Annotated in this window: 13 protein-coding genes and 1 riboswitch; of the genes, 6 read left to right on the forward strand and 7 right to left on the reverse strand. The window is 66.8% G+C overall.

Annotated elements, in window-relative coordinates:
• The first annotated feature begins 175 nt into the window (after nucleotides 1-175).
• Together ACTWPB_RS01860 and ACTWPB_RS01865 are read left to right on the forward strand one after the other, a co-directional pair.
• The gene (locus tag ACTWPB_RS01860) at nucleotides 176-640 is read left to right on the forward strand and encodes a DUF2752 domain-containing protein (protein ID WP_446224015.1); all 465 of its coding nucleotides are present in this window, start codon (nucleotides 176-178) and stop codon (nucleotides 638-640) included.
• 38 nt (nucleotides 641-678) lie between these two features.
• On the forward strand, nucleotides 679-864 hold the full coding sequence (locus ACTWPB_RS01865) for a hypothetical protein (RefSeq protein WP_446224016.1): 186 nt from the start codon (nucleotides 679-681) through the stop codon (nucleotides 862-864).
• On the opposite strand, the gene ACTWPB_RS01870 is transcribed toward ACTWPB_RS01865, so the two are convergent.
• From ACTWPB_RS01870 to ACTWPB_RS01880, 3 genes are all read right to left on the reverse strand, one after another.
• Nucleotides 849-2,204 (reverse strand): M1 family metallopeptidase, encoded by a 1,356-nt coding sequence (locus ACTWPB_RS01870; RefSeq protein ID WP_446224017.1) that lies wholly within the window; start codon nucleotides 2,202-2,204, stop codon nucleotides 849-851. The genes ACTWPB_RS01865 and ACTWPB_RS01870 overlap by 16 nt on opposite strands.
• Nucleotides 2,204-6,115: a Pls/PosA family non-ribosomal peptide synthetase gene (locus ACTWPB_RS01875; RefSeq protein WP_446224018.1), complete on the reverse strand. Its 3,912-nt coding sequence runs from the start codon at nucleotides 6,113-6,115 to the stop codon at nucleotides 2,204-2,206. Before ACTWPB_RS01875 ends, ACTWPB_RS01870 begins: the two co-directional genes overlap by 1 nt.
• 156 nt (nucleotides 6,116-6,271) lie before the next feature.
• The gene (locus ACTWPB_RS01880) at nucleotides 6,272-6,706 is read right to left on the reverse strand and encodes a MarR family winged helix-turn-helix transcriptional regulator (RefSeq protein WP_446224019.1); all 435 of its coding nucleotides are present in this window, start codon (nucleotides 6,704-6,706) and stop codon (nucleotides 6,272-6,274) included.
• 133 nt (nucleotides 6,707-6,839) lie between these two features.
• Nucleotides 6,840-6,954: riboswitch (SAM riboswitch) on the forward strand.
• Between the two features lie 43 nt (nucleotides 6,955-6,997).
• On the opposite strand from ACTWPB_RS01880, the gene ACTWPB_RS01885 reads away from it, so the two are divergent.
• The gene (locus ACTWPB_RS01885; RefSeq protein ID WP_446224020.1) at nucleotides 6,998-8,314 is read left to right on the forward strand and encodes an aminotransferase class V-fold PLP-dependent enzyme; all 1,317 of its coding nucleotides are present in this window, start codon (nucleotides 6,998-7,000) and stop codon (nucleotides 8,312-8,314) included.
• Between the two features lie 93 nt (nucleotides 8,315-8,407).
• Nucleotides 8,408-8,470 (forward strand): excalibur calcium-binding domain-containing protein, encoded by a 63-nt coding sequence (locus ACTWPB_RS01890; RefSeq protein ID WP_446226206.1) that lies wholly within the window; start codon nucleotides 8,408-8,410, stop codon nucleotides 8,468-8,470.
• A 6-nt stretch (nucleotides 8,471-8,476) separates the two neighbouring features.
• Here the strand turns inward: ACTWPB_RS01890 and ACTWPB_RS01895 are convergent, their stop codons facing one another.
• From ACTWPB_RS01895 to ACTWPB_RS01905, 3 genes are read right to left on the reverse strand one after another with little or no spacing between them, the layout of a single operon-like run.
• Nucleotides 8,477-8,716: a hypothetical protein gene (locus ACTWPB_RS01895; RefSeq protein ID WP_446224021.1), complete on the reverse strand. Its 240-nt coding sequence runs from the start codon at nucleotides 8,714-8,716 to the stop codon at nucleotides 8,477-8,479.
• 26 nt (nucleotides 8,717-8,742) lie between these two features.
• Nucleotides 8,743-9,378, reverse strand: coding sequence for a Uma2 family endonuclease (locus ACTWPB_RS01900; RefSeq protein ID WP_446224022.1), 636 nt, complete (start codon nucleotides 9,376-9,378; stop codon nucleotides 8,743-8,745).
• Nucleotides 9,379-9,418: 40 nt separating this feature from the next.
• Nucleotides 9,419-9,886 carry a flavin reductase family protein gene (locus tag ACTWPB_RS01905; protein ID WP_446226207.1) on the reverse strand — a complete coding sequence of 156 codons (468 nt, stop codon included), beginning with the start codon at nucleotides 9,884-9,886 and terminating at the stop codon, nucleotides 9,419-9,421.
• Between the two features lie 195 nt (nucleotides 9,887-10,081).
• Here ACTWPB_RS01905 and ACTWPB_RS01910 point away from each other — a divergent pair, with 195 nt between their 5' ends.
• The gene (locus ACTWPB_RS01910) at nucleotides 10,082-11,224 is read left to right on the forward strand and encodes a Fic family protein (RefSeq protein WP_446224023.1); all 1,143 of its coding nucleotides are present in this window, start codon (nucleotides 10,082-10,084) and stop codon (nucleotides 11,222-11,224) included.
• 1 nt (nucleotide 11,225) lies between these two features.
• Here the strand turns inward: ACTWPB_RS01910 and ACTWPB_RS01915 are convergent, their stop codons facing one another.
• Entirely contained in the window at nucleotides 11,226-11,702 is a 477-nt protein-coding gene (locus ACTWPB_RS01915; protein WP_446224024.1) for a YbaK/EbsC family protein, read from the reverse strand.
• A gap of 234 nt (nucleotides 11,703-11,936) precedes the next feature.
• On the opposite strand from ACTWPB_RS01915, the gene ACTWPB_RS01920 reads away from it, so the two are divergent.
• Nucleotides 11,937-12,758, forward strand: coding sequence for a crotonase/enoyl-CoA hydratase family protein (locus ACTWPB_RS01920; RefSeq protein ID WP_446224025.1), 822 nt, complete (start codon nucleotides 11,937-11,939; stop codon nucleotides 12,756-12,758).
• Nucleotides 12,759-12,770 lie beyond the last annotated feature (12 nt).

Here is a 12,770-nt window from a genome sequence, read left to right on the forward strand (position 1 = left end):
TAGCTAGTGTTAGCGGGTCACAGTGTCCCACTTGTTGTGAACTGGGTCACCGGCCGTGCTGACACTGTGAAATCGCCCGAAATCGAAGAAAAATTACGCCGGAAGAGCACGATCTGGCATCGGTCGCGCGCGGCGCGTGCTGGCGGCGGCGATCTGCCGCCGCTACCGTAGGGGAGTGGACAAAACGCACGTCACGGCCGAGTTTTCCGGCGCGGATCCGAACCAGGGTGCCGTGCGCTCGACCTGGCAGCGGATGACGCCACCGCTGATCGCCGCAGGTCTGGGCATCGGCACGCTGGCCCTGCTGCATTTCCGTGACCCGCACGTCGAGGGTTCCTACGGCCTGTGCCCGGTGTACGCGCTGTTCGGGGTGTACTGCCCCGGCTGCGGCGGCATGCGCGCGATGCACAACCTCACCGACGGCAACATCATCGACTCGCTGCACAGCAACCTGCTCGCCGTGCCGCTGACCATCGTGTTCGCGGTCTTCGTCACCGACTGGATCCTGCGCGCCCGCCGCGGACACCGTTGGCGCCTGCCCGGCCTCAGCCCGGTGATCGTGTGGTCCTTCTTCGGCCTACTCGCTGTCTATACCGTCCTGCGCAATACACCGTGGGGCACCTGGCTCACCCCTGTCTGATGCTGGCGCGCGCGATGATCGCCAGGCAGTCTGGACAGATGGGCGATTCACTGAAGGACCGAGTCCGGCAGAAGTTGTTGCGTCAGCTCAACGAAGACGGCCCCGATCCCGAGCAGGACGACGCCCGCACGATCTTGGTGGCCGCCGACCTAGAGGCGCTGGAGATGGTGTCCGGCGACGACCCACTGATCGAGGAACTGGCCCAGCGCTACCTGGTGTTCTGATGGGCCTGGCCGCCCAGCGGCGGCAACTGCGGCAGCGGCTTGGTCCCGAGCCAGATCGCGAACAGCCCACGCAACGGCGCCACACTGTAATGACCGGACAGGTCGACGAACTCCTCGGTAGTAACAGAGGAGTGCCGGAACCGCGCGGTCCACTCCCTGATCAGTTCGAAGAACAGGTGATCGCGCAGTTCCAGCCGCAGCGCGTGCAGCGTGAGCGCCCCGCGCTTGTAGACCCGGTCGTCGAACATGTCCTTGGGTCCGGGATCGCCGACGACGATGTCCTGCGGCTGACGCGCCAGGTTCGCGCGCGCGGCCCGAGCCAGCTGATCGGCGGTCGGTCCACCGGAGGCTTCCGACCAGATCCACTCCGCGTAACAGGCGAAGCCTTCGTGCAGCCAGATATCGCGCCACTGCTTCAGGGTGAGGCTGTTGCCGTACCACTGGTGTGCGAGTTCGTGTGCGACAAGGCGTTCCGCGCCGCGCTTGCCATCGCAGTGGTTGGCGCCGAAGATCGACATGCCCTGCGCCTCGATCGGGATGTCGAGGTCGTCATCGGTGACGACCACGGTGTAATCGTCGAACGGGTACGGCCCGAACTTCTCGGTGAACAGCGCCATCATCTCGGGCTGCCGCGCGAAATCGTGGTCGAAGTTCACCCGCAACCGCGCCGGGACGACAGCGTGCATCGGCACCGGTTCGCCGACGGCCCCGACCCGGTACTTGCGGTAGTTGCCGATCTGGATCGTCGCCAGATAGCTCGCCATCGGCTCGGCCATCTCGTACACCCAGGTCGTCTGGCTGGCTTTGGCTTGTTTGCCGACCAGGGTGCCGTTCGCCACGGCATAGAACGGGCTGTCGGTAGTGATCGAAATCCGGTAGGTCGCTTTGGAACTCGGGTGGTCGTCGCACGGGAACCAGGAGGCGGCACCGTTGGGCTGGCTCGCGACCAGCGCGCCCTCGGTGAGCTCCTCCCAGCCGACCTCGCCCCACGGACCGCGCACCGGTTTGGGGGTGCCCGAGTAGTGGACGGTGATCTCGAGGACGCCACCGGCGGGGATCTTCTGCTGCGGCGTGACCGCGAGCTTGCCGTGCTGATGGACGAATTTCGCCGCCTTCAACCCGCTGACGAGCACCTTCGACACCGTCAGCGACTGCGACATGTCGAGGGTGAACCACGGCCGCACCGTAGTGGTGACCGCGATGACCACCGCGCGTCCGGCGAGCCGGTTGCTGGCCGGTTTGTAGCTCAGTTCCAGCTCGTAGCGGGACACGCGGTAGCCGCGATTGCCGTTCTGCGGCAGGTACGTATCGATGGGATCCTCGTAGAACTTGCTCCGCATCAGGCGGCTCCGCGCTGCCTCGACTCCCGCGTCGAGGCGGGATCGGTCCAGTGCGAGATGGGGTTTCCCCACCAGCGAGTCGACGGTGGAACCACGTCACCGCGCATCACGAGCGACGCCGGTCCGATCGTGGCGCCCGCCCCGATGTGGGCGGCGGGCAGGGCGACGCAGTGCGGGCCGAGGGTGGCGCCCGCTTCGAGGGTCACTGTGTCCATGGACATGATGCGGTCGTGGAACAGGTGCGTTTGCACCACGCAGCCGCGCTCCACGGTCGCGCCGTCACCGAGTGTCACCAGGTCCGCCTCCGGTAGCCAGTAGGACTCGCACCATACCCCGCGGCCGATCGTGGCACCGAGGCCGCGCAGCCACAGATTCATGACGGGAGTACCCGTGGCGGCACGCGCGAACCACGGCGCCGCGACGGTCTCGACGAAGGCGTCGGAGACCTCGTTGCGCCACACGAACGAGCTCCACAGCGGATACTCCACTGGGCGGATTCGCCCGACGATCAACCATTTGGCGGCCACCGCGATGGCACCGGCGACCGCACCCGCGGCCATCAGCACCAGACCCGAAAGAAATGCTGCGACAAGGTAATCGGTGTGCTGAGCGATCGAGGCGAGTACGAGCAGCACACTCAGGCCGATGGCGAAGGTCACCATCACCGGAATCAACCGGCAGGTCTCCACGAAGGCGCGGGCCAGCTTCAACCGCAGCGGTGGATGGAACGTGCGTGAGGTGTCGCTGGATTCGGTCGCGCGACGCAGCCGCACCGGCGGGCTACCCAGCCAGGACGAGCCCGCCTTGGCCTTGTTCGGCGCCGCCGAGAGCACCGCGACCAGTCCGTTCTTGGGCACGCGACGGCCGGGCGCGGTCATGCCCGAATTGCCGAGGAAGGCGCGCTTGCCGACCTTGGATTCGCCGATGCGCAGCCAGCCGCCACCGAGTTCGTAGCTGCCGATCATGGTGTCGTCGGCCAGGAACGCGCCGTCGGAGATCACGGTGAACTTGGGCAGCATCAGCACGGTCGACGCCTCGACGTTCTTGCCGATCTTCGCGCCGAGCAGCCGCAGCCAGACCGGGGTGAGCAGGCTGGCGTAGAGCGGGAACAGGAAGGTGCGCGCGGAGTCGAGCAGGCGTTCGGTGGCCCACACCTGCCAGCCGGTCCGGCTGCGCACGGGGTGATAGCCCTCGCGCAAACCGATGCTGAGCAGGCGCACCGCGAGCACGGTTGCCACGGCATACGCGCCGAGACTGAGCAGGGTGGCGAACGGCAGGATGACGAAACCGCGCAGGGCGGCGGCGCCGATGGTGGTCTCCTCGCGGACCCACCAGGCGATGAACGTGCCGCCGACGGCGAGGCCGAAAACAGGCATCGCGGCCAGCACCATCGACGACAGACCGAAGACGATCAGCCAGTGCCTGGCGCGTTCGGGGGAATGGTCGGGCCAGCGGCGCGGTGCCTTACCGGTCTTGGTGGCAGGCGAGCCCGCCCATTCCTGTTCGCCCTTGACCTTGCCCGATACGGCCGAACCAGGGGCGATCTCGGCCTTCTTGCCGATCTTGGTGCCGGGCAGCAGGATCGAGCGGGCGCCGATCACCGCGCCGTCACCGATGGTGATGCCGCCGATGTGCACGATGTCGCCGTCGACCCAGTAGCCGGACAGGTCCACTTCGGGTTCGACGCTGGCGCCGTCGCCGAGTTCGAGCATGCCGGTGACCGGGGGCAGGCTGTGCAGGTCGACGCCCTTGCCGATCTTGGCGCCCAGTGCCCGCGCGAACGGAACCATCAGCGGCGCACCGGAAAGACTTTCGGCACCGCTGGCTTCGGACAGACGTACGGCGGCCCACAGCCTCAGGTGCACCGACGAGCCACGGGGGTAGGAACCGGGACGCAACCCGGCGAGCAGGATTCGGGCACCGGCCACACAGATCGTCATCCGGCCGATCGGCGAGATGAACAGCACGAAGGCCAGCAGAATCCACCACCACGACAGGCGCGGCAACCAGGGCAGCGAACCCGACCAGGCGGCGATGCCGGACACGACGGTCAGCCAGGTGACCCACTGCAATCCGGTGAGGGTGGTCAGCGGAATCGTGGCAAGCACCTGGGTGACCTGCGCGCGCAACGGTGTCGGCGTCACGACCCGCAGGTCGACGGCCGCCACCGGTGCGCTGCCGTCCAGGAGCTGGACCAGCGAACCGAGGCGCGGGTGGTCGTAGAGATCGGCGACGGTGACGTGCGGGTACCGCTCACGCAACGCGCCGACGAGCTGCGCCGCCGACAGCGAACCGCCGCCGAGATCGAAGAACTCCGCATCGAGATCGGTGGCTTCGGCGCCGAGGATCGCGTCCCACAGGCTCGCCACCCAGGCCGCCGTGCCCGACAGGCCGGTCTCGGCGGGTTCGTCGGTGCTCGGCAGCGGCCATGGCAGTGCGTCGCGGTCGACCTTGCCGGAGGTGCGGGTCGGCAGGTCGGCGACGATGGCCAGGCGCGGTACCAGGGGCGCCGGAAGTTGTTCGGCCAGAATCTCTCTGGCTTTCTTCACGTCGAAGTCGGGACCGGCGCCGGTGAGATAGCCGACGAGAATCTTGTTGCCCGCCTTGGTGGTTCGGATCGCGGCAGCCGCACCACTGACACCGGGCAGGTGCTGTAGCGCATTGTCGAGCTCGCCGAGTTCGATGCGGCGGCCGCCGATCTTGATCTGGTCGTCGGCGCGGCCGAGGAAGATCAGGCCCTGGTAGTCGTTGCGCACCAGGTCGCCACTGCGATACGCGCGTTCCCAGCCGAGTGCGGGCAGCGGCGCGTACTTCTCGGCGTCCTTGGCTGGATCGAGGTAGCGGGCAAGGCCGACACCGCCGATCACGAGTTCGCCGGTTTCGCCTTCGGCCACCGGGTTGCCCTGCGGGTCGACGACGGTCAGATCCCAGCCGTCGAGGGGAAGGCCGATCCGCACGGGCATCTCGCCGGTGAGCAACGCGGCGCAGGCGACGACAGTTGCCTCGGTGGGGCCGTAGGTGTTCCACACTTCGCGGTCGGCACCGGCCAGCCGTTCGGCCAGTTCCGGGGGCACAGCCTCGCCGCCGAAGATCAGCAGCCGCACCGATTCCAGCGCTTGCGCGGGCCAGGTCGCGGCCAGTGTCGGCACCGTGGAGACGATGCTGATCTCGCGGCGCATCAGCCACGGGCCGAGATCGGCGCCGGTGCGCACCAGGTCGCGCGGGGCGGGGACCAGGCAGGCGCCGTTGCGCCAGGCCAGCCACATCTCCTCGCAGGAGGCGTCGAAGGCCACCGACAGCCCGGCCAGCACGCGGTCGCCGGGGCCGATCGGCGCCCGCTGCAGGAACAGGCGGGCCTCGGCGTCGACGAAGGCGGCGGCGTTGCGATGGCTTACCGCAACACCTTTGGGGGTGCCGGTGGAGCCGGAGGTGAAGATGATCCACGCGTCGTCGGCGGGGGCGGGCAGGGTGTTCCAGTCGTGTTCGCCCGCGGCCGTGGTGGCCGACTCGATACCGTCGCCGGTGGCGATCGCGCTCACCCTGGCCTCGCCGAAGACGAGCTTGGCTCGCTCCTGCGGGTCGTCGGCGTCGACGGGCACGTAGGCGGCGCCGCAGTAGAGCACGGCCAGAATCGTCACGTACAGCGCGGCCGAGCCCGACGGCATCCGCACGCCGACCCGGTCGCCCGGTCGCACGCCCGCCTCGGTGAGCTCGGCCATCCTGGCCTCGATCGCGGCGATCAGTTCCAGGTAGCTGAGCACGACAACGCCGTCGTCGATGGCCGGTGCGTCAGGATGTGCGAGGGCGGTGCTGGTCAGGATGTCGACCAGGGTGCGCGGCGGCGCAGCGAGATCGGCGCGCAGCAACGGGTCGCGAAGGACCGCCGGTACCTCAGTGTGTGGCTCGAGCATCGTGCTCAGTCCACCTCTCATCGGTTGACCCCCATCGGTGGTGTCTGTTTTTTCATGAGTGGGTTACCTGGGGGCAAACAGGATGGTCACCAGATGCCAACGGTACTCGGTGCGGGTGTTGCCGGACGGGAGCGCAGGGCGTGCCGTCGGCGCTGTTCACGACGGCGATTCCGGCAGTTCACCGAGGGCGGTGACGACCAGCCGGTGCAGCGTGCGCTGTTCGTCTTCGTCGAGGCGTTGCAGCACGCGCGCGGTGGCCTCGGCGATCAGCTTGTCGGTGCGTGTGCACTGCTTGCGCCCGGCCTCGGTGATCCGCAGCCGGTATTTACGGCGATCCTTGCCGTCGCGGGTGCGTTCGACCAGGTCGGCGCGTTCCAGCGCGTCGATCAGGCGGACGACTTCACTGCGGTCGATGCCGAGCGCGTCGCCCACTTTCTTCTGCGTCAGGTCGGCGTTTTCGGAGATGAAGGTGAGCACCCAGTGATCGCGCAACGGGACGTCGATCTCGGCATGCAGCGCCTTGGTGAGCCGTCCGAGCGCGTACACCGGGTAGCGCGGCAGGCCGCGGACGGAGTTCGTGTTCGTGGACATGAGCGGGAACTCTAGCAAATAGTGGAGGAGCCCAATCATTGGAGGTATCCATCATGGAGTGCCTAGATGGTTGAAACATGAGTCAGGCGTGGGTGGTTGACAGGTTCGGCGGTCGTCTGTCACTCTCGTGGCAGGTCACGAGTACCAGCGTTCAGCCCCGGCTTGCTGGTCGGCAACCCTCCTCCGCGGTGGGGTGCTCCGGGTGACGACCAGGCCGACGTCCGAATTGGGCGCGGCAAGCGCGGACCTCACCTCTTCTGGAGCGGGTCCCTGAGCCGACGGGATTTCGTTATGACTGCGGTAATCGACCCCACCTGTGCCATCGCCGCTGTTTCCGGTGCCGACCTGCAGGTTCCGCTCGTTCAAGGCGGCACCAGCTGCTACGCCAACTTCGACTACGCGGCGAGTGCCCCGGCATTGAAGCAGGTCACCGACCGGATCTCGCAGTTGCTGCCGTTCTACGCCAGCGTGCACCGGGGGGCGGGATACGCCTCGCGGATCTCGACCGAGTGCTACGAGGCTTCCCGTGGCGCGGTCGCCCGCTTCCTCGATGCCGACGAAGACCAGGTCGTTGTCTTCACCCGCAACACCACCGATTCGCTGAACCTGCTGGCCGGGTGCGTGCCAGGGGAGACCGTGGTACTCGATATCGAGCACCACGCCAACTTCCTGCCGTGGACCGAACACGGTCGCCGGGTCGTGCGGGCCGCCGGCACCGTCGAGGAGACGGTTCAGCGGGTCGTCGCCGAGCTGTGCAGCAAGCCCGCCGCGCTGCTCGCGGTGACCGGGGCCTCCAACGTCACCGGTGAGGTGCTGCCGCTGGAACGCCTCGCGACCATCGCCCACCTGTGTGGTGCGCGCATCCTCGTCGACGCCGCGCAGCTGGCCCCGCATCGACGGATCTCCCTGCGCGAGAGCGGGATCGACTACCTCGCGTTCTCCGGGCACAAGCTGTACGCGCCGTTCGGTTCGGGTGTGCTCGTCGGTCGGCGGGACTGGCTCGACCAGGGTCAGCCGTACCTGGCAGGCGGTGGTGCGGTGCGCGATGTCGGTGTGTCGGAGGTCGAATGGGCTTGCGCGCCGCAGCGGCACGAGGCCGGTTCACCGAATGTGCTCGGCGCGGCCGCTATCGCCGCCGCGTGCGATGCGCTCGCCGCGATCGACCCCATCGAACTCGTTGCCCACGAACGCTTCCTGGCAGACCGTCTCCGCGACGGATTGTCCGCGATTCCCGGCGTCGACCTGGTCAGCATCTGGTCCGACAGCCCCGACTGTGTCGGCATCGTCGCCTTCACCATCGCCGGCTACGCCCCCGGCAAGGTCGCCGCCTACCTCTCCGCCGAGCACGCCATCGGTGTCCGCGACGGCCGCTTCTGCGCCCACCCGCTGCTCACCAGCCTCGGCCTCGACGCCGCCCTCCGCGCCAGCATCGGCCTCGGCACCACCGCCGCCGACGTCGACCGCCTGATCGAAGCGGTCTCCACCTTGGTCACCAACGGCCCCACCTGGACCTACGCCGCCACCGACGGCCACTGGAACCCCACCCCCGAAACCCGCCCCCTCACCGCCTCATCCGCAGAGGGCGCGGCCCCCTGCTTGCTCGGCTGAACTGGTAGCAGGCGAGATCCACCGGGCCGCACCCGCGAGTGGCACTGCAAGAACTGTGATGCCGCCAGGGCAGCCGGTGCCGCCCCGATCCGCATCGGCGAACCCGGCTACCGGCCTGAACTGGACCGGAACAAGGACGGCGTTGCCTGCGAATAGCGTCGATCAGGTACTCATCGAGTGAATGACATCGCCGGTGCGGACGTGCTGGGAGATCGCATCCGAGAAGGTGAGTGAGAATCGGGCTCCAGGGGAGCAGAGGAACTCGATCGCTTGCAGAACTCCATGGCCGATGACCTCATCCGCTCGTCGGAGTTCGACAGGTGCGCCGACTTCGAACTCACCGATCGCGTAGCCGACTACGGACGGGTTCGATTTGTAGCTGACAGCGAAGACGCCAGTCACGCGAAACTCGCTCATCGAGACAGGTCTCAGTCGAGGTCCGCGTCGAGGGCGTCCCAGGTGATGCTGACGTCGAGGGGGTCCGTGATCGCGATCGCGGTGGGGCTGTGGGAGCGGAAGCGGGTTTCGGTGGAGACGTAGACGCCCGCGGTGTTGAGGCGGAGGATTTCGATGGACTTCACGCGGCCGTCGTTGTTCTCCATGCGGACGATCCAGTACTGCTCGATACCCAGGCGCGCGTATTCCGCTCGTTTGTCCACGCAATCGGCGGTGACCGTCGCCGGTGATACCACTTCGGCGACCAGAAGCGTGTCGCCTGCTGTGGGTTTGGTTTTCCACTTGCCGCGGGGGTCTTCGATGCAGCGATACACGATGGCATCGGGGCGGCGGAAGTTGAACGGAACCTCGGAGACCAGCATGTCCAGTTCGCCACTGGCCTTCAGGCAGGGTTGCCCAGTGCCGCGTTTCCGGATCGCTTCCCGCAAGGACTGTTTGATCACGTCGGCGATGGCGATGTGATTCGGCGAGGGTGAGTCACGGTGCACCGGCAGGCCGTCCTTGACCTCGATCACCCGGGAGAGGTCTTCGGGCATCGCTAGATACATGTCCAGGTCGATATCCGGGACACCGGCGCGCAACCACGACCAGTCGTATGCCTCGCTCACGGGATCAACGCTAGCTGGAGCACCCAGGTTGACGACCCGATCAGGTGTCGAGGGGGGTGGGGCGGTGGTATCTGCCGTTGTAATAGAGGAGGGGGGCTGCCGAGGGGGATTCTTCGGTTTGGTCGTGGACTCGGGTTACCAGGCCCACCGCGAGGGTGTGGTCGCCCAGGTCGATGAGTTTGTGGAGGGTGGTGCGGAGCCAGATGGGGGTGCCGTGCAGGACAGGTTCGCCGGTGTCGAGGGTGGTCCATAGGGAGCGGTCGGTGAAGCGTTCGGCGGCGGTGCGGGAGAAGCGGTGGGCCAGGTGCTGTTGGTGTTCGCCCAGGAAATGGATGACCACCGAGTCCGCGGCTTTCAGGGCGTAGATGCTCGATGACGTGTGCGCGATGTTGAACGACACCAGCGGTGGTTCCAGTGACAGCGAGGCGAACGACGTGGCGGTGAATCCCACCGGTCCGGTTTCGGCTCCGAGTGTCACCACCGTGACGCCGGCCGGATAGTGGCGCATCGAAGCCCGATACTGCTCAGCCGTGATCCCGCTCAGATCATCGGGAATCACCAGTCCGGTCTCAGAAGGTTGCACATCGCCCACCGCCCCAACTTACGCCCGCCTCCCGCCCGTTCTCGCGCCTGCTGTGTCTGTTTGATCCAACTCGCCGTCGCCGCTATTGACGTAATCATTACGTCATGACATCATTACGTCATGTTGTATCCCACCCCGAATCTGTCGGCTGCCGATCTAGATGTTCTCGCTGAAGTCGATCAGATGCGGGCGGACTTGCGATACGAGCTGCAGAGCGTACCTGCGGTTTGGGTGGGCGGGTTGCGCAAGTTCCTGACCGCCGACGCGGTGTCAGCGTCGAACTCGATCGAAGGTTTCAAGGTCTCGACGATCGACGTAGAAGACGTGCTCGCTGGCGAGCGTGACGTTGACGTTTCCGAGGAAAACCGTGCAGAAACCGCGGGTTACGCACGGATGATGACCTACATCCAAACGTTGCACGACGTCGATGACTTCGCGTACAGCGCCGGTTTTCTCAATGCGCTGCACTGGATGTTGCAAGGCCATCGACATACGTTGAACAAGCCAGCCGGGCAGTGGAGGCGAGGCCCTGTATATGTGACCAGCGCTCGTACTCCAGGGCTTGTGGCTTATACAGCTCCGCCGGTCGATCAGGTTCCGGTGTTGATGAGGGAGCTGGTTGATTGGCTCAACGAACCCTCGCCGGCACACCCTCTGGTGAAGGCCGCGATGGCGCATCTGCAGCTGGTTTCGATTCATCCGTGGGCTGACGGCAACGGGCGGATGTCACGGTCGCTGCAGACGCTGATGATCGCGCGAGAGGGGGTGCTGGCGTCGGAGTTCTCATCCATCGAGGCATGGCTGGGTGAACCCGGAAATACCTGGGACTACTACGGAGTATTAACTCGTCGAGGCAGCGAATTCCGGCCTGATCAGGATGTTGGTGAGTGGCTTCGGTTCAATCTGACCGCGTACCACCAGCAGGCGCAGACAGTGAGGATTCGGGTCGAGAGGTCGCGACGTGTGTGGGATGCGGCTTCGGATTATCTGCGCGAGACCAGTTCGGAAGATCGGGTGGTCTCCGCCCTGCACGATGTGGCGATGGCGGGGCGCGTTCGGCGGACCCGCTATGAGCAAGCGGAGGGATTGAGTACACAGCAAGCGCAGCGTGACCTTCGCGACCTGGTGCGGCGAGGTGTCCTGGCGCCCGTCGGTCGCACGCGGGCGCGGTATTACGTTGCAGGCGAAAGCTTTCCTGCGGCGATGCTCGATGTCGCACAGGCTCCTGCGTCACTGGTCGACCCATATCGTGACCGCGGCTGATTCAGTCGATTTCGATCGGCAGACCCGCGGTGATGCGGACCAGTTCGCGGAAGTTGGTGCGGAACACCGTGTTCGGGTGACCTCCGGCTGCCCATACTTCGGGGTGGGCGGCCAGGGCGGTGTCTACCCAGGTGGGGAGGTTGGTGGGGTGGCCCAACGGTGCTGTGCCGTCGATGGGTTGGCCGGTGATGCGTTCGGCCAGGGCGGTGGAGGCGGGGGTGAGGGTGCCGTCGAGGCGGTTGCCGGTGCGGGCGAGGTCGACGTGGTGGTGGTCGGCTACCAGGAGCAGGACGGGGTCGTTGTCCAGGAGGAAGACCTGAGCGGTGAGGATCGCCGTGGGTTGGGCACCCATGGCGCGGGCGGCATCGGCCGCGGTGGGGGTCGGCGTCTCGGGGCAGACGATGACGCCGTGGTGCCCGCGGGCGATGAGAGTTTCCGCGACCCGGCATGCGACCGGCGGCAATGACGACCTGCGCATACCAACCAGAGTAGGTCGATTGCGGGAAATATGCTGTGTTACTTGGAGTTCTGGCGAACTCGAGTTCGCGGCCCCGCCGGTCCCGTCGATCAGGCACCGTTGCTTGCTCCTTCGTCGCCTGCGCAACGGCGCCTGATCGACGGGACGGCCGCGAACCGGCCGCTGCGCGGCCGCCCCTCCTCGAGGTCGGGGGTGCGGGGGTGAGTGGGTTGGCGCGGTGGCAATAATCAGGGCATGAGTGAATGGAAGGCCTTTACCGTCGAGATCGCCGACAACGTTGCCCAGGTCACGCTGACCGGGCCGGGTAAGGGCAATGCGATGGGACCCGACTTCTGGCGCGAGCTGCCGGAAGTCTTCGCCGAGCTCGACGCGGACCCGCAGGTGCGCGCCGTGGTCCTCACGGGGTCGGGCAAGCACTTCTCGTTCGGTCTCGACCTGGCCGCGACCGCGGGAATGCTGGCACCGGTGCTGGCCGACGACGCGAAGGCGGCGCCGCGCACGGAGTTCCTCAAGGAGATCCGCCGCATGCAGGCGTCAGTGACGTCGGTAGCCGAATGCACCAAGCCGGTGGTCGCGGCGGTGTCGGGCTGGTGCATCGGCGGCGGTCTCGACCTGATCGCCGCTGCTGATATTCGTCTGGCCAGCGCGGATGCCACATTCAGCCTGCGCGAGGCGAAGGTGGCGATCGTCGCCGATATCGGGTCGCTGCAGCGGCTGCCCGGCATCATCGGCGAGGGAAATCTGCGTGAGCTGGCCTTCACCGCCAAGGACATCGATGCGGCTCGCGCCGAGCGGATGGGTCTGGTGAACGAGGTGTTCGCCGATCAGGAGGCCGTGCTGGCGGCCGCGCACGCGATGGCGCGCGAGATCGCGGCCAACCCGCCGCTGGTGGTGCAGGGCATCAAGGACGTGCTCGAGCAGCGGACCGGCCCGGCGGTGGCCGACGGCCTGCGTTATGTGTCGACATGGAACGCGGCGTTCCTGCCGTCGAAGGACCTCACCGAGGCGATCACGGCGGTGTTCCAGAAGCGCGAGCCGGAGTTCAAGGGCGAGTAAAGGCAGTTCAAA

The sequence above is a fragment of the Nocardia sp. IBHARD005 genome, from assembly GCF_052814245.1.

Coding starts and splice junctions, on each gene's coding strand:
- ACTWPB_RS01865 (WP_446224016.1), top strand. CDS start 679: ATGGGCGATTCACTGAAGGACCGAGTCCGGCAGAAGTTGTTGCGTCAG.
- ACTWPB_RS01870 (WP_446224017.1), bottom strand. CDS start 2,204: ATGCGGAGCAAGTTCTACGAGGATCCCATCGATACGTACCTGCCGCAG.
- ACTWPB_RS01875 (WP_446224018.1), bottom strand. CDS start 6,115: ATGCTCGAGCCACACACTGAGGTACCGGCGGTCCTTCGCGACCCGTTG.
- ACTWPB_RS01880 (WP_446224019.1), bottom strand. CDS start 6,706: ATGTCCACGAACACGAACTCCGTCCGCGGCCTGCCGCGCTACCCGGTG.
- ACTWPB_RS01885 (WP_446224020.1), top strand. CDS start 6,998: ATGACTGCGGTAATCGACCCCACCTGTGCCATCGCCGCTGTTTCCGGT.
- ACTWPB_RS01905 (WP_446226207.1), bottom strand. CDS start 9,886: ATGCGCCACTATCCGGCCGGCGTCACGGTGGTGACACTCGGAGCCGAA.
- ACTWPB_RS01910 (WP_446224023.1), top strand. CDS start 10,082: ATGTTGTATCCCACCCCGAATCTGTCGGCTGCCGATCTAGATGTTCTC.
- ACTWPB_RS01915 (WP_446224024.1), bottom strand. CDS start 11,702: ATGCGCAGGTCGTCATTGCCGCCGGTCGCATGCCGGGTCGCGGAAACT.
- ACTWPB_RS01920 (WP_446224025.1), top strand. CDS start 11,937: ATGAGTGAATGGAAGGCCTTTACCGTCGAGATCGCCGACAACGTTGCC.